General features: G+C 70.4%; 15 protein-coding genes. 8 read left to right on the forward strand and 7 right to left on the reverse strand.

Annotated elements, in window-relative coordinates; genetic code table 11:
- Positions 1–411 precede the first annotated feature (411 nt).
- Together ACIBK5_RS18290 and ptsP are read left to right on the forward strand one after the other, a co-directional pair.
- Complete coding sequence (locus ACIBK5_RS18290; protein WP_399020830.1) at positions 412–861, forward strand: PTS glucose transporter subunit IIA; 450 nt, start codon at positions 412–414, stop codon at positions 859–861.
- Between the two features lie 78 nt (positions 862–939).
- Positions 940–2,610: a phosphoenolpyruvate--protein phosphotransferase gene (gene ptsP, locus ACIBK5_RS18295; RefSeq protein WP_399020832.1), complete on the forward strand. Its 1,671-nt coding sequence runs from the start codon at positions 940–942 to the stop codon at positions 2,608–2,610.
- A 68-nt stretch (positions 2,611–2,678) separates the two neighbouring features.
- Here ptsP and ACIBK5_RS18300 read toward each other — a convergent pair whose 3' ends face one another.
- Together ACIBK5_RS18300 and ACIBK5_RS18305 are read right to left on the reverse strand one after the other, a co-directional pair.
- Positions 2,679–3,569: a hypothetical protein gene (locus tag ACIBK5_RS18300; RefSeq protein WP_399020833.1), complete on the reverse strand. Its 891-nt coding sequence runs from the start codon at positions 3,567–3,569 to the stop codon at positions 2,679–2,681.
- Positions 3,570–3,760: 191 nt separating this feature from the next.
- Positions 3,761–5,728 (reverse strand): acetoacetate--CoA ligase, encoded by a 1,968-nt coding sequence (locus tag ACIBK5_RS18305; protein ID WP_399020835.1) that lies wholly within the window; start codon positions 5,726–5,728, stop codon positions 3,761–3,763.
- Between the two features lie 211 nt (positions 5,729–5,939).
- On the opposite strand from ACIBK5_RS18305, the gene ACIBK5_RS18310 reads away from it, so the two are divergent.
- Positions 5,940–8,306, forward strand: coding sequence for a TIM-barrel domain-containing protein (locus ACIBK5_RS18310; protein WP_399020837.1), 2,367 nt, complete (start codon positions 5,940–5,942; stop codon positions 8,304–8,306).
- 2 nt (positions 8,307–8,308) lie between these two features.
- On the opposite strand, the gene ACIBK5_RS18315 is transcribed toward ACIBK5_RS18310, so the two are convergent.
- Entirely contained in the window at positions 8,309–8,845 is a 537-nt protein-coding gene (locus ACIBK5_RS18315) for an NUDIX domain-containing protein (protein ID WP_399020839.1), read from the reverse strand.
- Positions 8,846–8,892: 47 nt separating this feature from the next.
- Positions 8,893–9,702 (reverse strand): M15 family metallopeptidase, encoded by an 810-nt coding sequence (locus ACIBK5_RS18320; protein WP_399020840.1) that lies wholly within the window; start codon positions 9,700–9,702, stop codon positions 8,893–8,895.
- Between the two features lie 128 nt (positions 9,703–9,830).
- Between ACIBK5_RS18320 and ACIBK5_RS18325 the strand changes: the two genes are divergently transcribed.
- The 5 genes from ACIBK5_RS18325 to glpK all read left to right on the forward strand — a co-directional run bounded on the left by ACIBK5_RS18325 (position 9,831) and on the right by glpK (position 16,335).
- A complete protein-coding gene (locus ACIBK5_RS18325; protein WP_399021276.1) occupies positions 9,831–10,256 on the forward strand; it encodes a Zn-ribbon domain-containing OB-fold protein in 426 nt (141 codons plus the stop codon).
- The gene (locus ACIBK5_RS18330) at positions 10,253–11,443 is read left to right on the forward strand and encodes a lipid-transfer protein (RefSeq protein WP_399020842.1); all 1,191 of its coding nucleotides are present in this window, start codon (positions 10,253–10,255) and stop codon (positions 11,441–11,443) included. Before ACIBK5_RS18325 ends, ACIBK5_RS18330 begins: the two co-directional genes overlap by 4 nt.
- Before the next feature lie 194 nt (positions 11,444–11,637).
- Positions 11,638–13,287 (forward strand): EAL domain-containing protein, encoded by a 1,650-nt coding sequence (locus ACIBK5_RS18335; RefSeq protein ID WP_399021277.1) that lies wholly within the window; start codon positions 11,638–11,640, stop codon positions 13,285–13,287.
- A gap of 713 nt (positions 13,288–14,000) precedes the next feature.
- Complete coding sequence (locus tag ACIBK5_RS18340) at positions 14,001–14,795, forward strand: MIP/aquaporin family protein (RefSeq protein ID WP_399020844.1); 795 nt, start codon at positions 14,001–14,003, stop codon at positions 14,793–14,795.
- A gap of 19 nt (positions 14,796–14,814) precedes the next feature.
- On the forward strand, positions 14,815–16,335 hold the full coding sequence (gene glpK, locus ACIBK5_RS18345; RefSeq protein WP_399020846.1) for a glycerol kinase GlpK: 1,521 nt from the start codon (positions 14,815–14,817) through the stop codon (positions 16,333–16,335).
- Between the two features lie 114 nt (positions 16,336–16,449).
- Here the strand turns inward: glpK and ACIBK5_RS18350 are convergent, their stop codons facing one another.
- The 3 genes from ACIBK5_RS18350 to ACIBK5_RS18360 are packed head-to-tail and all read right to left on the reverse strand — an operon-like array spanning position 16,450 to position 21,106.
- Positions 16,450–17,055: a GTP-binding protein gene (locus ACIBK5_RS18350; RefSeq protein WP_399020847.1), complete on the reverse strand. Its 606-nt coding sequence runs from the start codon at positions 17,053–17,055 to the stop codon at positions 16,450–16,452.
- Positions 17,036–20,686: a hydantoinase B/oxoprolinase family protein gene (locus tag ACIBK5_RS18355; protein WP_399020849.1), complete on the reverse strand. Its 3,651-nt coding sequence runs from the start codon at positions 20,684–20,686 to the stop codon at positions 17,036–17,038. Before ACIBK5_RS18355 ends, ACIBK5_RS18350 begins: the two co-directional genes overlap by 20 nt.
- Before the next feature lie 24 nt (positions 20,687–20,710).
- Positions 20,711–21,106 carry a DUF742 domain-containing protein gene (locus ACIBK5_RS18360; RefSeq protein ID WP_399020851.1) on the reverse strand — a complete coding sequence of 132 codons (396 nt, stop codon included), beginning with the start codon at positions 21,104–21,106 and terminating at the stop codon, positions 20,711–20,713.

Consider the following 21,106-nt stretch of genomic DNA (forward strand, 5'->3'; position numbering starts at 1 on the left):
CTGGCGTTGACTTTTGGCACGCTGTTGAGTTCTCAAGGAACGGTCGCTTCCTTTGTACTCACCCTCTCGGGCTTTCCTCCGGGCGCTTCCCTTCGTTGTTCCAAACTCTATCAGTGTTTTTCCGGCCCCCTGACCACCGCCCTGCGGACATGCAGAAGGTGACCCCGAGATAGGATCTGACAAGTTTGGGTGCCGCCAAGGAAGGACGCGAAGTTGCGTCGCTCAGCCCCAGGCAGGAGTACGACTGTACACGCGGCCACAGAGCGCGTGCAAATCCATTTGCGGTATGGTCTAGACCACTCCGGAGTGCCCGCGCGGAACCGGCACTTCAGGTGACATACCCTGCTGAACAGTGTGCCGTCCGGTACCGACAGGGACGGCCCAACGATCTCCACCCCTGGGAGGCTTCCCATGACCACCGTGACGTCCCCGCTTGCAGGACGCACCATCGGGCTGGCAGCCGTGCCGGATCCCGTCTTCTCCGGGGCCATGGTCGGCCCGGGCACAGCCATCGACCCCGTACGTGAGCCTTCCGAGGCCGTCTCTCCCGTGGACGGCGTCATCGTCTCCCTGCACCCGCACGCGTTCGTCGTCGTCGACGAGAGCGGGCACGGCGTGCTCACGCACCTCGGTATCGACACCGTGCAGCTCAACGGCGAGGGTTTCGAGGTGCTCGTGAACAAGGGCGACACCGTCAGGCGCGGTCAGGGCATCGTGCGCTGGAACCCCGCTGCCGTGGAGGCCGCCGGCAAGTCCGCGATCTGCCCGATCGTGGCGCTGGAGGCCACGGCCGAAGCCCTCTCCGATCTTCGTATCGACGGCGATGTGAAGGCCGGCGACAGTCTCTTCCTCTGGAAGTGACGTCAGTGCCGTCCTATGACGGCGAGTAGGACAACCAACACGGCGGCGGGAGCCGCCGCACTACCGGAGACGGGTGAGATGGAGACAACGCTGCGAGGCGTCGGCGTGAGCCACGGTGTGGCGATCGGCGAGGTTCGGCATATGGGAACGGCGGTGCTCGAGCCGCCTGCGAAGCAGATCCCGGCGGACGAGGCGGAGCGTGAACAGGGGCGCGCCCGCAAGGCCGTGGAGGCTGTGGCGGCCGACCTGATGGCGCGGGGCAATCTGGCGGGCGGCGAAGCTCAGGCGGTGCTCGAGGCGCAGGCCATGATGGCCCAGGACCCCGAGCTGATGGCCGACGTGGAACGGCGGATCGCCGTCGGCAGCACGGCCGAGCGCGGGGTGTACGACGCGTTCGCCGCGTACCGCGAGCTGCTGGCGGGTGCCGGTGAGTACCTCGCCGGCCGCGTGGCCGACCTCGACGACGTGCGGAATCGAATCGTCGCCCGTCTGCTGGGCGTGCCGATGCCGGGTGTCCCGGACAGCGACGAGCCCTATGTCCTTGTTGCGCGTGACCTCGCGCCTGCCGACACCGCGCTGCTGGACCCGACTCTGGTGCTCGGCTTCGTCACCGAGGAGGGCGGTCCGACCAGCCACAGCGCGATTCTGGCGCGCGCGCTCGGTGTGCCGGCCGTGGTGGCGCTGCCGGGCGCCGGTGAGCTGGCCGAAGGCACGATGATCGCCGTCGACGGCAGCACGGGCGAGATCTTCGTGGACCCGAGTGAGGACAAGAAGGCAGAGCTGGAGGCCGCGGCCGCCGCGCGCAGGGCCGCGCTGGCTGCCTCGACCGGGCCCGGTGCCACGGCGGACGGTCACAAGGTGCCGTTGCTGGCGAACATCGGTGGTCCGGCGGACGTGGAGGCCGCCGTCGACGCAGGTGCCGAGGGTGTCGGTCTCTTCCGTACCGAGTTCCTGTTCCTGGACGACAGCAAGCAGGCGCCCTCCGAGGAGAAGCAGGTCGCGGCGTACCGGCAGGTACTCGAGACGTTCCCCGAGGGGCGTGTCGTGGTGCGGGTGCTGGACGCGGGTGCGGACAAGCCGCTCGACTTCCTGACTCCGGCCGACGAGCCGAACCCGGCGCTCGGCGTGCGGGGACTGCGGACCTTGCTCGACCACCCGGAGGTCCTGCGCACGCAGCTGACCGCGCTCGCGAAGGCCGCGGAAGGACTGCCGGTCTATCTCGAGGTCATGGCCCCGATGGTGGCGGACCGTACGGATGCCCGGGCCTTCGCGGACGCGTGCCGTGAGGCTGGGTTGCGGGCGAAGTTCGGCGCGATGGTGGAGATCCCCTCGGCCGCGCTGCGGGCCCGCTCGATCCTGCAGGAGGTCGAGTTCCTTTCGCTGGGGACGAACGACCTGGCGCAGTACACCTTCGCCGCCGACCGTCAGGTGGGCGCGGTCTCCCGTCTGCAGGACCCGTGGCAGCCCGCGCTGCTCGACTTGGTGGCGCTGTCCGCCGAGTCGGCGAAGGCTGAGGGCAAGAGCTGTGGCGTCTGTGGTGAGGCCGCGTCCGACCCGCTGCTGGCTTGTGTGCTGGCTGGTCTGGGCGTCACCTCTCTTTCGATGGGTGCGGCGTCGATTCCCTATGTCCGAGCGACGCTGGCGAAGTACACGCTGGCTCAGTGTGAGCGGGCCGCCGCGGCGGCTCGTGCGTCGGACAGTGCCGAGGACGCGCGCAGCGCGGCGCAGGCGGTGTTGTCGGGCGAGTAGGCCGGGCTTGGTCGGCTCTTGGCTGCCCGTGAGGGGCGCTCCACTGAGGTGGGGCGCCCCTCACGCGTTCAGTGGTTGTGTCCCCGGGCGGGTTGCTCCTCTCCGAGGTCGGGCGGCTCGCAGTAGTCGACATTTGATTCCGGGGAGATGAGGTCGCCGGACTCGACGTCGGTGCAGTAGGCGTCGAAGACCTCTCCCGCGGTGAGGGGGTCGAGTCCGTAGGCGCGCAGGCGCCAGCCGTAGACACGGTCGGGCATGGCTGGGGCGCTGGCGCGGATGACGAGTCCGCCAGGGCTCTCGGTGGCCAGGCCGAGAGCGAGGACTGTGGTGAACTCGAGGGCTTCGGTCTCGTCCAGCTTCAAGCTGCCGCCGGTGTCGGCGGCGTGGAGTGCGGCGATGAGGGTTTCGGGTGCTCCGGTGACGCTGCAGACGAGGTGCCGGTCGCCGGGTGGGGCCGTTTCGAGGATTTTGACGAGGAGGTTCGAGGCCCGGGCGAAGGCGGTGCGTCCGAGGTCCTCACCACAGGACGTACAGGCGCCCAGGCGCGCGAGGAGTGTCGTCGCGTACTCCCAGGTGGCCTGTCGTACGCCCTCGTCGACGAGGGCCGCCAGGAGGTCGGCCAGAGGCTGGCCCTCGTACGGAAGAGTCGGGCCTGTCACCGCGAGTTGGGCCGTGAAGCGTGTGCGGCTGGACGGGTTGTCGGGGTTCAGGCTCTTCTGCGTGCAGAACTCGGCGTACTCCTCGGGATCGAAGAGGGCCACGGTGGTGTGGCTGCCCTGGAGGGTGCGGGTCCTGAGGAGGGCTTCCACCTGCTTCAGGTAGGCCGCGTGGTCGTTGAAGGTGAAGCTGCGGTAGCAGCGCATGGCTCGGAAGTCATGCTCGTCGGTCAGCAGGCCGATGGTGCCGGCGATTTCGCGGTGCAGGACGCGCCGCATGGTCCGGCTGTCGGTGTGCGCCATTCTCTTTCCCCCTGTGCACAGTCGATCAATGCTCACTCACAGTAATCGAAGGCACTGACAACGAGAGCTGGTAGAGGTGGTGGCGCAGGTGAGCGCCATCAAAGTCGCAGGTCAGCGCTGCTATGCCGCGCAGTCCCCGTCTACGACCACGGTGACGGGGAGTGGCTTGCCGCGGCCGTGGGCGACCTCGGTCAGGCGCGTTTGCGGGCGAGGTCCTCGTAGAAAGCCAGGAGGTCGAGGTTGTCGATGGAGCCCGGGTTGACCGCCTTCTCCAGTGGGGTGCCTTGGAGGAGGCGTTTGACCGGGACCTCGATGCGCTTGCCGGTGAGGGTGTGCGGGACGCCGGGTACCTCGATGATCTCGTCAGGGACGTGGCGCGGTGAGAGTTGTTCGCGAATGGTCTGTCTGATGCGGTTCAGCAGGGCCTCGTCGAGGGCAGATCCCGGGGTCAGGTGCACGAAGAGGGGCATCCAGTAGCCGCCGTCGGGCTGCTCGATGCCGATGACGAGGGACTCCCTGATTTCCGGGAGGCGCTCCACGGCTTCGTAGATGTCGGCGGAGCCCATGCGTACGCCCTGGCGGTTGAGCGTGGAGTCGGAGCGGCCGTGGATGACGACGGATCCGTGGGAGGTCACGGTGATCCAGTCGCCGTGCCGCCATACGCCGGGGTAGGTGTCGAAGTAGCTGTCGTGGTAGCGGCTGCCGTCGGGGTCGTTCCAGAAGTGGATGGGCATCGACGGCATGGGGTTGGTGACCACGAGTTCGCCGACCTCGTCGACGAGGGGGCTGCCGCTCGGGTCCCAGGCCTGGAGGTCGGTGCCGAGGCAGGGTGCCTGGAGCTCGCCGACGTGGACCGGAAGGGTCGGTACGGCTCCGGCGAAGCAGGAGCACACGTCCGTGCCGCCGCTGACGGAGGCGATCCACAGGTCGTCGCGGACCTCGTCGTGGAGCCAGCGGAAGCCGTCGGGCGGCAGGGGCGAGCCCGTGGTGGCGACACACTGGACGGTGGAGAGGTCGAAGTCTCGTGACGGGTGCACGCTGGCTTTGCGGCAAGCCATGACGTAGGCGGCCGAGGTGCCGTAGAGGGTGGCCCGCGTGCGTTCGGCGATCCGCCACTGGGCGCCGGTGTCCGGATAGCCGGGGCTGCCGTCGTAGAGGACGATCGTGGTGCCGGTGAGCAGGCCGGAGACGAGGAAGTTCCACATCATCCAGCCGGTCGACGTGTACCAGAAGAAGCGGTCCTCGGGGCCGAGGTCGCAGTGCAGGCCGAGTTGCTTGAGGTGCTCGACCAGGATGCCGCCCTGGGACTGGACGATGGCCTTGGGCAGGCCGGTGGTGCCGGAGGAGTAGAGCACCCACAGGGGGTGGTCGAAGGGCACCTGCTCGAAGACGGGGTCCGTGTCGGCGGAGGTGAGGGCCGACCAGTCGAGGGCCCCCTCGGGTGCCTCGGTGTCGAGGAGGGGGATGTGGATGACGGCGCGCAGGGTGGGCAGTTCGCGGCGCAGTTCGGCGACGGTCTCCCGTCGGTCGTGCTCCTTGCCGCCGTAGCGGTAGCCGTCGACCGTGAACAGCACGACGGGTTCGACCTGCTGGAAGCGGTCGAGGACGCTGCGGGCGCCGAAGTCGGGTGCGCAGGAGGTCCAGACGCCGCCCACGGCGGCTGTGGCGAGGAGGGCGACCACGGCCTGGGGGACGTTGGGGAGGTAGCCGCTGACGCGGTCTCCCGGGCGTACGCCGAGGGCGCGCAGCTCGGCGGCCAGGGAGCCGACCTGGCGGCGTAGGTCGGCCCAGGTGACAGGGCTCGGTTCGTGCGTCTCGTCGACGTACAGGAGGGCCGGTTCGTCCGCGCGGCTGTCGGTGGCGCGCAGAGCGTGTTCGGCGTAGTTGAGGGTGGCACCTGGGAACCACTGGGCCCCCGGCATCGCTCGGTCTCCGAGCACGCGCGCGTACGGGGTCGAGAAACGGACGTCGAACCACTCGGTGACGGCTTTCCAAAAGGCGTCCAGCTCGTCGACGGACCAGCGCTGGAGAGCCGCGTAGCCGCCCTCGGCGGGGGCGCCGTGCTGCTCGGCTGCCCAGGCCTGGAACCTGGTGATCCGTGCCCGGTCGATGCGCTCGGGGTCTGGCTGCCAGAGCGGCTGGGGACTAGCGGTCGACATGGTCGGCTCCCGGACTGTGCGCGTCGTGTGCGTCCTCCGCGCACGGGCTGGGGTGTGCGCGTGAGCGGCTGGCACGGACAATGCCATGTGATCGACTTCGGCACCAGGGCGCGTCCCACATAGTCCGCCTCGTGAAGATGTGGTCCTGACACGGGTGAACGGCAGTTGAACGCCACGCGCGTGTGGCGCGGTCAATGACAGGGTGAGCAGCATGAACGGTCGTGACCTGGTGCGTTCGGTGAAAGCGGTGGGTTCGGTGGGGGCGGCGCAGGGTGTGCGTACAGTACGAGCAGCGTGGCGCAGGCGGCGGGCCGACGCCACCGGGCTGCCGTCGCGCGGGGCGGAGCGTGCGCGGGTGCCCGGGCCCGTGCAGGAGGTGGAGCCGGGGCCGGGGGGCGGTGTCGTCCGTTTCAGCCGGTCGGAGCTGCGGATTCTCGTCGCTGTGAACGGGGCCGTCTTCTGGGGCTGGGACGGGGCGGAGCCCGAGCCGTCGTACGCGCTGGCCGGCCGCTGTCCGGAGCCCGATCCCCGGGCGGTGCTGGAGCCGGACAAGGACGGCGGCTGGCGGGTGGTGGCCGAGCGGGTGACCGTCGTCGTCTCGCGGCACGGCGCGGTGGAGGTGCGTACGCCCGGTGGCGTGACCCTGCGGCGTGATCTGCCGCCGCGGTGGTGGGAGCCGGTCGACGGCAGCCCGGCGCGGTGGTTGCAGCGGTCGGAGGTGGCTGCCGACGCGCGCTTCTTCGGCCTGGGCGGACGTGCCGCGGGTCCGCGGCTGCCGGACGGTACGTACCGGCTGTGGAACACGGACCCCGGCCGCTCCTTCGCGCCGGGCGACGACCCGCTCTACATCACGATGCCGGTGCAGCTGGTGGTGTCCGACGGAGGTACGCATCTGGTGTTCCACGACAGCTCGTGGGACGGTGCGGTGACGCTGCGCGAGGGCGAGGAGGGCGCGGGTTCCGGGCACGACCGCGGCGGGTCGAGCGAGCTGCGGATGGAGGGCGGTCCGCTGCGTTGCTGGGTGATGGTGGGCACCCCCGCGCGCGTGCTGCTCGCCTGGGCCTCGCTCACCGGGGCGCCGGCGCTGCCGCCTGCGTGGGCGCTCGGCCACCAGCACGCGCGGTGGGGGTTCGGCAGCGAGCAGGAGGTGCGGCGGATCGTCGCGGGCTACGTGGAACACGGTCTGCCGCTCGATGCCGTGCACCTGGACATCGACCATCTCGACGCGCATCAGGTGTTCACCGTCGACCAGGACCGCTTCCCGAAGCTGCCCGTGCTGGCCGAGGAGCTCCGGCGGGACGGCATCCGGCTGGTGTCGATCGTCGACCCGGCCGTCAAGGCCCTGCCCGGCAATGCCGTGTACGACGGCGGGACGGCCGAGGACGCGTTCGTGCGGGATGCGTCGGGGCAGGTCGTGCAGGGGGTCGTGTGGCCTGGGGAGGCGGTGTTTCCCGACTTCACGCACGCGCGTGTGCGTGAGTGGTGGGGCGGCCTCTACGAGGAGCGGCTCGCGCAGGGGTTCTCGGGTTTCTGGCACGACATGAACGAGCCGACGTCGTTCACCGCGTTCGGGGAGTCGACGCTGCCTCGGTCGGCGCGGCACTCCCTGGAGGGACGGGGCGGTGACCATCGTGAGGCCCACAACGTGTACGCGCTGTGCATGGCAAGGGCGGGCTTCGAAGGGCTGCGGAAACTCGTGCCGAAGGAGCGGCCTTTCCTGTTCTCTCGCTCCGGGTGGGCCGGCATGCAGCGCTACGGCGGGACGTGGTCGGGGGACGTGGCCACCGGCTGGCCGGGACTGCGGGCGTCCTTGGCGCTGGTGATGGGGCTGGGGCTGTGCGGCGTGCCGTACTCGGGGCCGGACATCGGAGGCTTCGACGGGGATCCTTCGCCCGAGCTGTATCTCCGGTGGTTCCAGCTGGGCGCGTATCTGCCGCTGTTCCGTACGCACGCGAGTCTCAGGGCGGGGCGCAGGGAGCCCTGGGAGTTCGGGCCCGAGGTGCTGGAGCACGCGCGCGTGGCACTCGGGGAACGCCGTCGGTTGCTGCCGTACTTCATGACGCTGGCGCATCTGGCGCGGCGTACCGGAGCACCGTACGTACGGCCCCTGTGGTGGGCCGCGCCGGAGGATCGGACGCTGCGTGACTGCGAGAACGCCTTCCTGCTGGGCGACAGCCTGCTGGTGGCGCCGGTGCTGGACCCTGGCGCGGACCGGCGTGCGGTGCAGCTGCCGCGGGGGCGCTGGTACGACACGGTGACGGAGCGGGCGTACGAGGGGCCGGCGCAGGTGCTCGTCGACGCCCCCCTGTCGCGCATCCCCGTGTTCGCTCGCGCGGGTGCCGTTCTTCCTGTACGCGGGGAGGACGGCGGGTTCGCACTGGAGGTATGGGCGCCCGCCCGCGGACGGACCGGGGGCGGGCTGGTCGTGCCGGACGGGGGCGAGGGAGGGGAGGAGCCGGAGATCGAGCGCTACACCGCTCGGTGGATGGGCTCGCGGGTGGTCGTCGAGCGCGTGGGCGAGGGCGGGAGGGGCGAGCCATCCTGCCCGGTGCGCGTCCGCGGTGCCGGGGAAGGCTGAGCTCAGATGTACCGGCCCTCGAACCAGGCGCGTACGGCCACGGTGTGCAGGGGGAAGGCCAGTTCGTCCGCCCTGCGCAGGAGGCGCCAGCCCTCCGTCTCGTCGGTGGCGGCGGAGGGCGGCAGGCTCTCGACGGGGCGTTCCGGCAGGAGGCCGAAGAGCAGCAGGTGCCCGTCGGGCGAGCTCATCGCGTCGACGAGCCGTACCTCGCGGGCGGCCGCGTCGATGCCGGTCTCCTCCTTGAGTTCGCGTACGACGGCCTGCCGCCAGTCCTCCCGGTCGTCGATGTAGCCGCCGGGCAGGGCCGTGCCCCCGCGCGCGGGAGCGACGGTCCGGGTGATGACGACCAGGGCGGTGCCCTTGGTGTCGTACACGGGCTGGAGGGCCACCGCGACCGGGAGTGGATTGCGGTAGGCCACGGCGCCGCACGCCGGGCAGGGGCGGGGCCAGCCGGAGACGCCCTCTCCGTAGGGCGCGCCGCAGCTCGAACAGTGGGAGTCCGGCGCGGAGTTGGAACTGGAGTGCTGAGTTTCGGACACGCGGCGGACTGTAGCCGATCACGGAGAGGGCGTCGCGGGCGGGCGGCTCAGTGGGTGCCGGTGAGCGACTTCCTGGACACGGGAAAGTCGAAGTAGGTGTCCGGGTAGGGCTCGGGCTTGTAGGTGTAGTGCCACCACTCCTCAGCCAGGTTCACGAAACCGAGGTCTTCCAGGGCGTTCTTGAGCAGCAGCCGGTTGGCGCGCTGTTCGCCCTGAATGCGTGGGTCGAGGGTGTGCGAGAGGGTGTCGAAGCAGTCGAAGCCGGTCCCCATGTCGATCGAGTTGTCGGGGAACCGCTTGCCCATGGGTGCGAAGCACGGCACGAGGGGCTCTTCGGGGTGGTACGGCCGCGTCGGCTTCGCCGGCAGCCTCACCAGTGTGACGTCCAGGGTCGATCCGCGGCTGTGGCCGGATTTCTCGGCGATGTAGCCGTCGGCGAACAGCCGGGTCTTGTCGACGTTCGGGTAGAACTCGCCCTTCATCGCCTCGTCGTCGAGGTCCTCGGCCCAGCGGACGAAGTGGTCCACCGCGCGCTGCGGTCGATAGCAGTCGTACACCTTGAGTGTGTAGCCCTGGCGCAGGAGCTTCCTCTGGGCCTTGTGGAGGGCCTGTGCGGCGGGGCGGGTGAGGATGCAGGTCGGCTGGAGGTAGCCGTCGATGCGTTCGCCGACGAAGTTGTGCGGGGTGACGTAGCGCATCTCCTGGATGATCGTCGGGTCCACGCTTCGCAGCGCCACGAAGTCCTTCGGTGCCTTGGGCTCGGGCTTGGCCTGGGCGGTCGCGGTGGAGGCGGTCGCTGCCAGCAGGGTGGCGAGCACTGTGATGAGGCCGCGTGCCACGGTGGTGAGTCGCGTCATGGCCCTTGCGTCTACCAGGAGACGGGCCCGCCGGGGAAGGGATGCCCAATTCCGGAATGCCGTGGGAGACTTCTGACGTACCGTCAGATCTGGTGTGGGGAGGGGCTGTGTCGCGTTCACGAACACCTGTGGTGGCGGGGTGGTTCGCCGGGGACGGTGAAGCCTTCCGGCTGCTCGGCACGCGCTGTGCGGCGTGCGCCTCGGTCTTCTTCCCGCGTGAGGACCACCACTGCCACAACCCCTCCTGCACGGGCGGGGAGTTGGAAGAGGTCGCGCTGTCGCGACGGGGGCGCGTCTGGTCGTACACCGACAGCCGGTATCGACCGCCGTCACCCTATGTGAGCGATCCGGAACTTCCGTGGGAGCCGTGCGCGTTGATCGCTGTGGAGCTGGAGGCCGAGCGGATCGTGGTGCTGGGACAGGCGGCTCCCGGGGTCACCGTCGCGGATCTGACGGTGGGTATGGAGGCGGAGGTCGTGCCCGGCGTGCTCCATGAGGACACGGAGACGACCTGGACGACGTGGCACTGGCGGCCTACGGGGGCGAAGGCATGACGCAAGAGGTGGCGGTGCTCGGCGCGGGCATGCACCCGTGGGGCAAGTGGGGGCGGAGCTTCGTCGAGTACGGCGTCGCGGCGGCCCGGGTGGCGCTCGCCGACGCCGGGCTGGACTGGCGGGACATCGGCTCGATCATCGGGGCGGACACCGTCCGGGGCGGCTATCCGGGGTATGTCGCCGGAGCGACGTTCGCGAAAGCACTGGGCTGGCAGGGAGCCCGGGTCACGAGCGTGTACGCGGCGTGCGCGTCCGGGGCGCAGGCGGTCGACACCGCACGGGCCCAGATACTCTCCGGGCTCGCCGACGCGGTGCTCGTGGTCGGAGCCGACGCCGCTCCCAAGGGATTCTTCCGTCCCGCGGGCGGGGACCGGCCCGACGACCCCGACTGGCTGCGGTTCCGGATCCTCGGGGCGACCAACCCGGTGTACTTCGGGTTGTACGCCCGACGGCGCATGGCTCTGCACGGCGATACGACGGACGACTTCGCACAGGTGAAGGTGAAGAACGCGGCCATGGGCGCGCTCAACCCCAAGGCGCGCTACCGCAGGCCGGTCACGGCGGAGGAGGTCGCCGCGTCCGCTGTCGTCGCCGATCCGCTGCGGCTGCTCGACATCTGTGCGACCTCCGACGGCGGGGCCGCTGTGGTGCTCTCCAGCTTGGAGTTCGCGCGGCGGCACGGCCATGCGGAGCCGGTGCGGATCCGGGCCGTGTCCACGGTGACGCCGCGTTACCCGAACACCGTGCTGGACCTGCCGGACATCGCCACGGACTCCGCGGTGGCGGTGGATCCGCCCGGTGAGACGTTCCGGAGGTCGATCGCCCGGGCGGCCTACGAGGAGGCGGGAATCGGACCGGAAGACCTGTCACTGGCCGAGGTCTACGATCTGTCCACGGCGCTTGAGCTGCAGTGGTACGAGGACTTGGGGCTGTGCGGCGAGGGCGAGGCCGTGAAGCTGCTGCGGGACGGGGCGACCGCACTGGGCGGGCGAATACCGGTGAACGTCAGCGGTGGACTGGCCTCCTTCGGCGAGGCGGTGCCGGCTCAGGCGATCGCCCAGGTGTGCGAGCTGGCCTGGCAGTTGAGGGGTGATGCGGGTGACCGGCAGGTCGCTGGGGCGCGCGTGGGGATCAGTGCGAATCAAGGGCTGTTCGGGCACGGGTCGGCGGTGATCGCTGTGCGGTGATCGCGAGGAGCGTGATCATGGCGTTGGGAGCGGGCGCGCTGGGGCGGGCATGTGGGCCGCGGTGCCGGCGCGGGTGGGCTGGTCGTGCGGCCGTGGCGGGGCTTGGTCATACGCTGTGTGACCGCGCCGGAATCCTGCGTGAACGTCTCATGAACTGCGCTCGGGGGTGCGCCGGTGGAGTCATCATGCTTCCCGTGCACTCCTGGACGGATACTCTCCGCTTCGCCTTCCAGCCGGTGGTCAATCTGACGACCGGCGCGGTCGCGGGGCTGGAGATACTCGCCCGCCCGGAGACCGGCGACATCCTGGCCGAGGCCCGCCGGGATCCCGAGCTCGACTGCCGGCTGGCGGTCTCGGCGGTCCGCGCGGCGGTGCGCAAGGAGACCCTGCTTCCGCTGTTCGTCAACGTGTTCGCCGGTACCCTCGCCGACCTCGGCGGCCTCCCTTCACTGCACGCCGCCGTGCGCGAGGCGGGGCGGCTGCCGTGGGAAGTCACGATCGACGTCTGTCCGCCGTACACGCACGTACCGCAGCAGGCGTTGCTGGAGGCGGTGGCCGCGCTGCGCGGTCAGGGCTTCCGGATCTGCGCGGACGGCGTCGGGGACGGGGACGTGCCCCTGCGGCTGCTCTCGGACATCGCGCCCGGCCTCGTGAAGCTGGACGCGTCGCTGCTGGCTCGGCCGGCCGTGGTCCGGTCGATGCGGACGCTGTGCGACGAGCTGGGGGCGCTCCTGGCGGTCGAGGGCGTGGAGACCGAAGGGCAGTGCGCGGCGGCGCTGACGGCCGGGGCGCAGCTGGCGCAGGGCGAGCTGTTCGCACCGCCGGCGCGGCTGCCCGCAGCGGACGTCTACGTTCCGCCCCGCTCCCCCGCCGAGCCGGCGGTGCCACGGTCAGGGCCATGGGTGCGCGAGTTCGTGCGGCCCGCGGCGCTGCTGCCTGCCGCGGCGTCCGCGGGGCAGGTGCGAGCGCTGCTGACGGGGTCGCCGGACGTGTCGGGGGTGCTGCTCGTGGACCCCGCGGGCGTGCCGGTCCGGTCGGTGCACCGGTCCCGCTTCCTGCTGTCGATGTCAGGGCGCTACGGGCATGCCCTGTACGCCGACCGGCCCGCGGCGAAGCTCGGCGACCCACCGCGGACGGTGGGTGTCGACGCCACCGCCTGGGAGGTCCTGGACGTGGTGGCGGTCGGCGGGCGGGACCGTACGTCGGACGACGTGGCCGTCGTGGACGAGTACGGACGGTGTGTGGGGGTCGTACGGCTCGCGGACCTGGTGCGAGCGCTGGCCGAGACACGAGTGGAGGAAGCGGCGGGGCTCAATCCGCTGACGCGTCTGCCCGGCTCGGACGCCATCACCGGTGAGGTGGACCGACGGATCGCTGCCGGGCGGCCGTTCGCGCTCAGCTGGCTGGACGTCGATCACTTCAAGCAGGTCAACGACGGGGCCGGCTTCGCGGCGGGGGACGAGCTGATCCGGGCGGTCGGACGGGCGCTGCAGCAGGCCGCGCCGGACAGCGCGCGCGTGGGGCACATCGGTGGGGACGACTTCCTGGTGCTCGCCGATCCGGAGGGTCTCGACCCGCTGGCCACCTCTGTGCTGGACGCCCCTTGGTCGGCGGGGGGCCGGCCGGTCACGCTGTCGCTCGCCACGGTGCTGTGCGCGCCGGGCACTGTGGCGGACCACCGGCAGGCGGCGGCCTGCCTGGCACCGTTGAAGAAGGCGGCGAAATCGTTGCGCGGGGCGAGTTGGGTGCTGGGCCGGGCGGGCCTGCCCGGACATGAGACCCGCCGGGGCGCGGAGCCGGCATCGGCGGCTGCCGGGTGTGGCGTGGCGGAGCCCGGGCGTTGAGAGGGGTACCCGGCGCCCGGGCCACGGAGGGGCAGGAGCGAGGCAGGTACTGGGCTGTGAGGGGGCCGTACGGCCCCTCGTGGGGGCTCTGGCGCTGTCGTGCGACGAGGGCCCGATCGGGTGGCGATCCGCCCGCCAGGGCCCCACGCGGAGGCCTAAGGCCGTGCGTGACTCGTGCGGTTGAGAAACCGCCAGGTCAGGTGGATGCTGGTGGCTAGCAAGCGAGGAGTCAGGTGCGGCTGGGCTGGTGCCGACGGCGGAGCCCAGCGGTGGCCGGACACCACCAGCAGAGCCTCGCGCGGCTCACCCAGGCCGCGCGGTGGCCCCGACCAGATCTGAACAACGACCCGACCGGGCGCCGTCAGGCCGTGCAACCGGCCACCCGGCCCGGCAGGAGCCCGGCCGCCGTCACATGGCCGCCAACCATTGCGGTCGGCGACCTTGACGCCCCTTGGGTGCCGGTGAACACTTCCGGTGTCAGTCGACATCGCCGTACATACTCGGCGTATTCCGGCACTGCGGCGCGTGGGCGCGCCTGCGCCAAGGCCCATTCCTCCACGGGCGATTCGGCTGCGACGGCACGCTCGTCACGGATGCCGGGCGGGACACGAGATCGCTGGATCTCCCTGCATTCGGCTGAAGTCGCCATGGGAAACGCACTCTGCATGTGAGGACCGGGGCGAACCGTCCCGGGCCACGGCCTAGGAGCCGCCATGACTAACGGAGACATCTTCTTCGGCGAGATGATCGGCACGGCGATCCTGATCCTGTTCGGCGCCGGTGTGTGCGCCGCCGTCACCCTCAGGTTCTCGAAAGCACGGGCCTCCGGGTGGATCGTGATCGCGTTCGGCTGGGGCTTCGGCGTGCTGGCCGGGGCGTACACCGCCGCTCCTCTCTCCGGAGGGGTCATCAACCCGGCCGTCACCTTCGGTCTCGCCGTCGACACCGGCGTATGGAGCAAGGTCTGGGTCTATCTGCTGGGCCAGATCACCGGCGCCATGATCGGTGCGATCCTGTGCTATCTCGTGTACTACGCCCAGTTCGCGGCCAACGTGCGGCAGACGGGAACCACTGAGGGCACGGCGGACGAACCGGTTCCGACGCTCGGCATCTTCTCGACGATCCCCGAGATCCGGAACCCGGTCGCCAACCTGGTCACCGAGATCCTGGCCACCATCGCCCTGGTGTTGCCCATCCTCGCTCTGGTCGGTCAGGACAGGCACGTGGAGGGCATCGGCATCGGCCTGATCGAGGGGGGCGGCGGCATCTACGGATCCGGCATCGCGATCCTGCTGGTGTCCCTCCTGGTCGTCGGCATCGGCCTGTCCCTGGGTGGTCCCACCGGTTACGCCATCAACCCGGCACGTGACCTCGGCCCGCGCATCATCCACGCCATCCTGCCGATCCCGAACAAGGGCACCTCCGACTGGGGCTACTCGTGGATCCCCGTCGTGGGCCCACTGATCGGCGGACTGCTCGGCGGTGTCATCTACAACGCAGCCTTCTGAACCAGCCCAAGGGGTAGCCATGACGGACAACGCAGAAAAGTACGTCGCCGCAATCGACCAGGGCACCACATCGAGCCGCTGCATCGTCTTCAACCAGGACGGCGCGATAGTCGCGGTGGACCAGCGCGAACACCGCCAGATCTTTCCCAAGCCGGGCTGGGTGGAGCACGACGCCACCGAGATCTGGTCCAAGGTGCAGGCAGTGGTGGCCGGGGCGATCGCCAAGGCCGGGCTGCGCGCCGACCAGCTGAGCGCGCTCGGGATCACCAACCAGCGCGAGACGACCCTCCTGTGGGACCGCGCCACCGGAAAGCCGGTGCACAACGCCATCGTGTGGCAGGACACGCGGACGGCGGCGCTCTGCAACCAGCTGGGCGGCTCGGACGGGCAGGACCGGTTCCGCGAGCAGACGGGGCTGCCGCTGGCCACCTACTTCTCCGGGCCCAAGGCCGCCTGGCTGCTCGACAACGTGCCCGACCTGCGAGGGCGTGCCGAACGCGGTGAGATCGCCTTCGGCACGATGGACTCCTGGCTGATCTGGAACCTCACCGGCGGCACGGACGGCGGGCAGCACGTCACCGACGTGACCAACGCGGGCCGCACCATGCTGATGAACCTGGAGACCCTCCAGTGGGACTCCTCGATCCTCTCCGCGATGAACCTCCCCGAAGCGATGCTGCCCGAGATCCGGTCCTCCGCCGAGGCGTACGGCACCGCTGTCGGCCAGCTCGCCGGCGTGCCCGTGGCCTCCGCGCTGGGCGACCAGCAGGCCGCCGTGTTCGGCCAGGCCTGCTATGACGTCGGCACGGCGAAGAACACGTACGGCACGGGAAGCTTCCTGCTGCTCAACACGGGCAACCGCCCGGTGCCGTCGAAGAGCGGTCTGCTGACGACGATGGGCTACAAGATCGGCAGTGAGGCGCCGGTCTACTGTCTGGAGGGGTCGATAGCCATAACGGGCGCGCTGGTCCAGTGGTTCCGCGACCAGCTCGGCATCATCCGGACCGCCGACGAGATCGAGCCTCTGGCGGCGAGCGTGGAGGACAACGGCGGCGCGTACATCGTGCCGGCGTTCTCGGGCCTCTTCGCACCGTACTGGCGCTCCGACGCGCGTGGCGTGGTCACCGGGCTGACCCGGTACGTCACGAAGGCGCACCTCGCGCGCGCGGTGCTGGAGGCGACGAGCTGGCAGACGCGTGAGGTAGTCGACGCCATGTACCAGGATTCGGGGGTGCACATCACGACCCTGAAGGTCGACGGCGGCATGACGAAGAACAACCTGCTCATGCAGCACCAGGCGGATGTGCTCGATGTCCCGGTGGTGCGGCCCAAGGTCTCCGAGACGACCTGTCTGGGCGCCGCGTACGCGGCCGGCCTGGCCACCGGGGTGTGGAACGACCTGGACGAGCTCAAGGCCCACTGGCAGAAGGACGTCGAGTGGACGCCGTCGATGGAGGCGTCGGTGCGGGACCGCGAGTACCACAACTGGCGCAAGGCCGTGGAGAAGAGCTTCGGCTGGGAGGAGGACGGCGAGAGCTGACCACGCGCGCGTGGAGCCTCGGTTCTCCGGACTGCGGCCCGTACTCCCGTCGGCGGGGGTGCGGGCCGGGCCGGTGGGCCGGGTGGGACGTGCCGGTGGGCCGGGCGGCCCGCGTCAGGTGGTCACCGTATGGCGTTGGCCCGCCGCGTACGCCATGGCGTGCTGGACGACGCCGATGAGCGCCTCCTTGACCGACTCGCGGTCGCGGGCGTCGCACATCAGGAGGGGCACGCCGTCGTCGAGGTCGAGGGCCTGGCGGACGTCCTCGATCGGGTAGCGCGGGGCGCCCTCGAAGCAGTTGACGCCGACGAGAAAGGGGATAGAGCGCCGTTCGAAGTAGTCGACGGCGGCAAAGCAGTCCTCCAGGCGGCGGGTGTCGGCGAGTACGACGGCACCGAGCGCGCCTTCGGAGAGTTCGTCCCACATGAACCAGAACCGCTCCTGGCCTGGCGTGCCGAAGAGGTACAGCACCAGGTCCTCGCGGAGTGTGATGCGGCCGAAGTCCATGGCCACGGTCGTGGTGTGCTTGCCTTCCACGCCGCTGGTGTCGTCGACCGGGCGGCCCGCCTCGGTGAGCAGTTCCTCGGTGCGCAGCGGCCTGATCTCGCTGACCGCGCCGACGAGCGTGGTCTTGCCCACGCCGAAGCCGCCGGCCACCAGGATCTTGAGCGTGACGGGCTCGACCGGAGGCTTGCCGCGCTCAGAACGCCCGAAGATCATCGATCTCTTCTCCTGCTTGATGGGGGTCGGGCGACGGCGGGCCGTAGCCTCCGCCGCCTGGGGTTTCGATGACGAGTACGTCGCCGCCGGCGACGTCCGCGGAGTCGCTGCCGCCGAGTTCGGTCACCGTGCCGTCGGCGTGTTCGATCCGGTTGGTACCGAGAGCGCCCGGCTCGCCGCCCGCCATGCCGTACGGGGGGACACGGCGGTGCTGGGACAGCGTGGAGACGGTCATGGGCTCCAGGAGCCGGATGCGGCGCACGGCGCCGTCCCCGCCGCGCCATCGGCCGGCGCCGCCGCTGCCGGGCCGTACCGCGAACTCCTCGAGGCGCACGGGCAGCCGCCATTCCAGGACCTCGGGGTCGGTGAGGCGTGAGTTGGTCATGTGGGTCTGGACCACGGGTGCGCCGGGGAAGCCGTCGCCCGCGCCGGAGCCCGAGGCGACGGTCTCGTAGTACTGGTGGCGTTCGTTCCCGAAGGTCACGTTGTTCATGGTCCCGGAGCCCTCGGCCTGGACACCGAGTGCGGCGTAGAGGGCACCGGTGACGGCCTGGGAGGTCTCCACGTTGCCGGCGACGACGGCGGCCGGCGGCTCGGGGGCGAGCAGGGAGCCGGGCGGTACGACGATGTTCAGGGGGCGCAGGCAGCCGTCGTTGAGGGGGATCTCGTCGGCCACGAGGGTTCGGAAGACGTACAGGACGGCCGCGTTGACGACCGAGAAGGGCGCGTTGAAGTTGGTGGGCAGCTGCGCAGACGTCCCGGTGAAGTCGATGGTGGCAGCACGGTTCTCGCGGTCCACGCGCACGCGTACCCGGATGACGGCGCCCGAGTCGGTCTCGTAGGCGTAGTCGCCGTCGTCGAGGGCGTCGATGACGCGGCGTACGGCCTCTTCGGCGTTGTCCTGGACGTGCCGCATGTAGGCCTGTACGACGTCGAGGCCGAAGTCGTCGATCATGCGGCCGACCTCGTCGACGCCTTTCCGGTTGGCGGCGATCTGGGCTCGCAGGTCGGCGAGGTTGGTCTTGGGATTGCGGGAAGGGTAGGGCGCTTCGGTGAGGAGGCGGAGGGTCTCGTCCTCGCGGAAGCGGCCGTCCTCGGCGAGCAGCCAGTTGTCGAAGAGGACGCCTTCCTCCTCGATGGCGCGGCTGCCGGCGGGCATGGAGCCGGGGGCGATGCCTCCGATCTCGGCGTGGTGGCCGCGTGAGGCGACGTAGAACAGGATCTCCGGATCACTCTCCGTGATGCCCGACGGTGCGGCGCCGAAGACCGGGGTGATCACGGTGACGTCGGGCAGATGGGTGCCGCCGTGGTACGGGTCGTTGACGGCGTAGGTGTCGCCCGGGCGCATGCGGGAGCCGCGCCGGCGGATGACCTCTTTGACGCTCGTGCCCATCGAGCCCAGGTGGACGGGGATGTGCGGGGCGTTCGCCACCAGGTTTCCGTCGGGATCGAACAGGGCGCAGGAGAAGTCGAGACGCTCTTTGATGTTGACGGACTGGGCCGTGGACTCGAGGCGGGCGCCCATCTGTTCGGCGATGGACATGAAGAGGTTGTTGAAGACCTCAAGCAGAACCGGGTCGACTTTCGTGTCGAGATCGGAACTCTGCGTAATCACGGCGCGTTCCATGACCAGATGCCCGTCGTCGGTCGCCGCGGCCCGCCAGCCGTCGTCGACGACGGTCGTCGCGCCGGCTTCGGTGATGATCGCGGGGCCGGTGACGGTGTCGCCGGGGGGAAGGTCCTCGCGGCGGTGGAGGGGTACGTCGTGCCATGCGCCGCCCGTGTGGAGGCGGACGGTGCGGGACGCTGCGGGGCTGCCGCCGGTGGTGGCTTCGTAGGGGGCGAGGGCGGAGAGATCGGGGGGTTCTGTGATGCCGGTGGCTTCGACGGAGAGGGCTTCGACGACGATCGGTCGGTCGAGCGTGAAGGAGTACGTGGCGCGATGACGTTCTTCGAAGGCGCGCCGCATCGTGTCGGGCTCGGTCAGCTCGACGGTGAGGGTGGTGTCGGTGCCGTCGTAGCGGAGCTGCGCGCGGCGGGTGATCTCGATGTGTTCCTCGGGGACGTCCTCGGCGCGGAGTTCGGCGCGCGCCGCCGCTTCGAGATCTTCGGCGGTCTTGCGGACGCCGGGCATGGAGGCGGGTTCCAGGGGTGCCTCGACGGACTGTTCGCGCATGGCGGTGGTGTCGGCGAGGCCGATGCCGAGTGCGGAGAGGACACCGGCCATGGGCGGCACGAGGACGGTGCGGATGCCGAGGGAGTCGGCGACCATACAGGCGTGCTGGCCGCCGGCGCCGCCGAACGTGGTGAGGGCGTAGCGGGTGACGTCGTGGCCCTTCTGGACGGAGATCCGCTTCACGGCCGACGCGATGTTCGCGACGGCGATCCGCAGGTACCCCTCGGCGACCTGTTCGGGGGTGCGGTCGTCACCGGTCTGCTCGCGGATCTCGCGCGCGAGGGCGGTGAAGCGGTCCCGGACGAGGGCTTCGTCGAGGGGCTCGTCGCCGTTCGCGCCGAACACCTTCGGGAAGTGTGCGGGCTGGATGCGGCCGAGGAAGACATTGGCGTCGGTGACGGCGAGCGGGCCGCCGCCCCGGTAGCACGCGGGCCCGGGGTCCGCGCCCGCCGAGTCCGGCCCTACGCGATAGCGGGAGCCGTCGAAGTGCAGGACCGAGCCACCGCCGGCCGCGACGGTGTGGATGTCGAGCATGGGCGCACGGAGCCGGACGCCGGCGATCCGGCTGGTGAAGACACGTTCGTACTCGCCCGCGAAGTGGGAGACGTCGGTGGAGGTGCCACCCATGTCGAAGCCGATGACGCGGTCGAAGCCGGCCAGCTGCGACATGCGGGCCATGCCGACGATGCCACCGGCCGGCCCGGACAGGATGGCGTCCTTGCCGCGGAACTGCCCGGCCTCGGTGAGACCGCCGTTGGACTGCATGAACATCAGCCGTACGCCTTGGAGTTCGTCGGCGACGTGGCGGACGTAGCGGCGCAGTACGGGCGAGAGGTAGGCGTCGACGACGGCGGTGTCCCCGCGGGGGACGAGTTTCATCAGGGGGCTGGCCTCGCTGGAGAGCGAGATCTGCGGGAAGCCGATGCGGGCGGCGAGTTCCCCGACGGCCTGTTCGTGGGCGGGGTGGAGGTGGCTGTGCATACAGACCACAGCCACGGCCCGGATCCCGTCGCCGTACGCCTCCCGGAGGGGCCCGGCGAGGGCGTCGAGATCGGGTGCGAGCAGGACGGTGCCGTCGGCGGCGATGCGCTCGTCGACCTCGACGACTCGTTCGTAGAGCAGCTCGGGCAGTTCGATGCGGCGGGCGAAGATGCTCGGGCGGTTCTGGTAGGCGATGCGCAGGGCGTCGCGGAAGCCGCGGGTGATGACCAGCAGGGTGCGCTCGCCCTTGCGCTCCAGGAGGGCGTTGGTGGCGACCGTGGTCCCCATGCGCACGGTCTCGACGGGGTCGCCCGAGTCGGCCAGCAGCGTGCGGACGGCCTCGACCGCCGCGTCGGCGTAGCGGGCGGCGTTGTCCGACAGGAGCTTGTGCGTGAGCAGCCGGCCGTCCGGGCGTCGCGCGACGACGTCGGTGAAGGTGCCGCCTCGGTCGACCCAGAACTGCCAGCCAGTCACGTCAGTACCCCGCTTCCGCGCTGTTCACAGCGCCCGGAGGCCGTTGATCACGTCGCGCAGAATACTCTCGTCCGGCAGTTCGGCAGGGGGTACGGGCCGGTTCACATGGACGAATTCCGAGTCCACGAGATCTCCGACAAGGACCCGTACCACCCCGATCGGCAGGTCGAGTTCCGCTGCGAGTTCGGCGACCGACTGCGGGTCGTCGCGGCACAGCTCAACGATGTCCACGTGCTCCGGGGAGAGCATGTGGTCGGCTTCCGGGTCGTCCGCGTGCGGTTCCGTGACGACGACCGCGATCAGGTCCAGGCGGTGCTGGCCCTGGCTGCTGGTGCGGCCGCGTGTCATGGCGTACGGACGGACGACCGGTCCGGCTTCGTCGTCGAACCAGTGGCTTCTTCCCTGACCGTCAGCGCTCAT

This window comes from Streptomyces sp. NPDC050546 (assembly GCF_044457425.1).
In the GTDB taxonomy this organism is placed as follows: Bacteria; Actinomycetota; Actinomycetes; order Streptomycetales; family Streptomycetaceae; genus Streptomyces.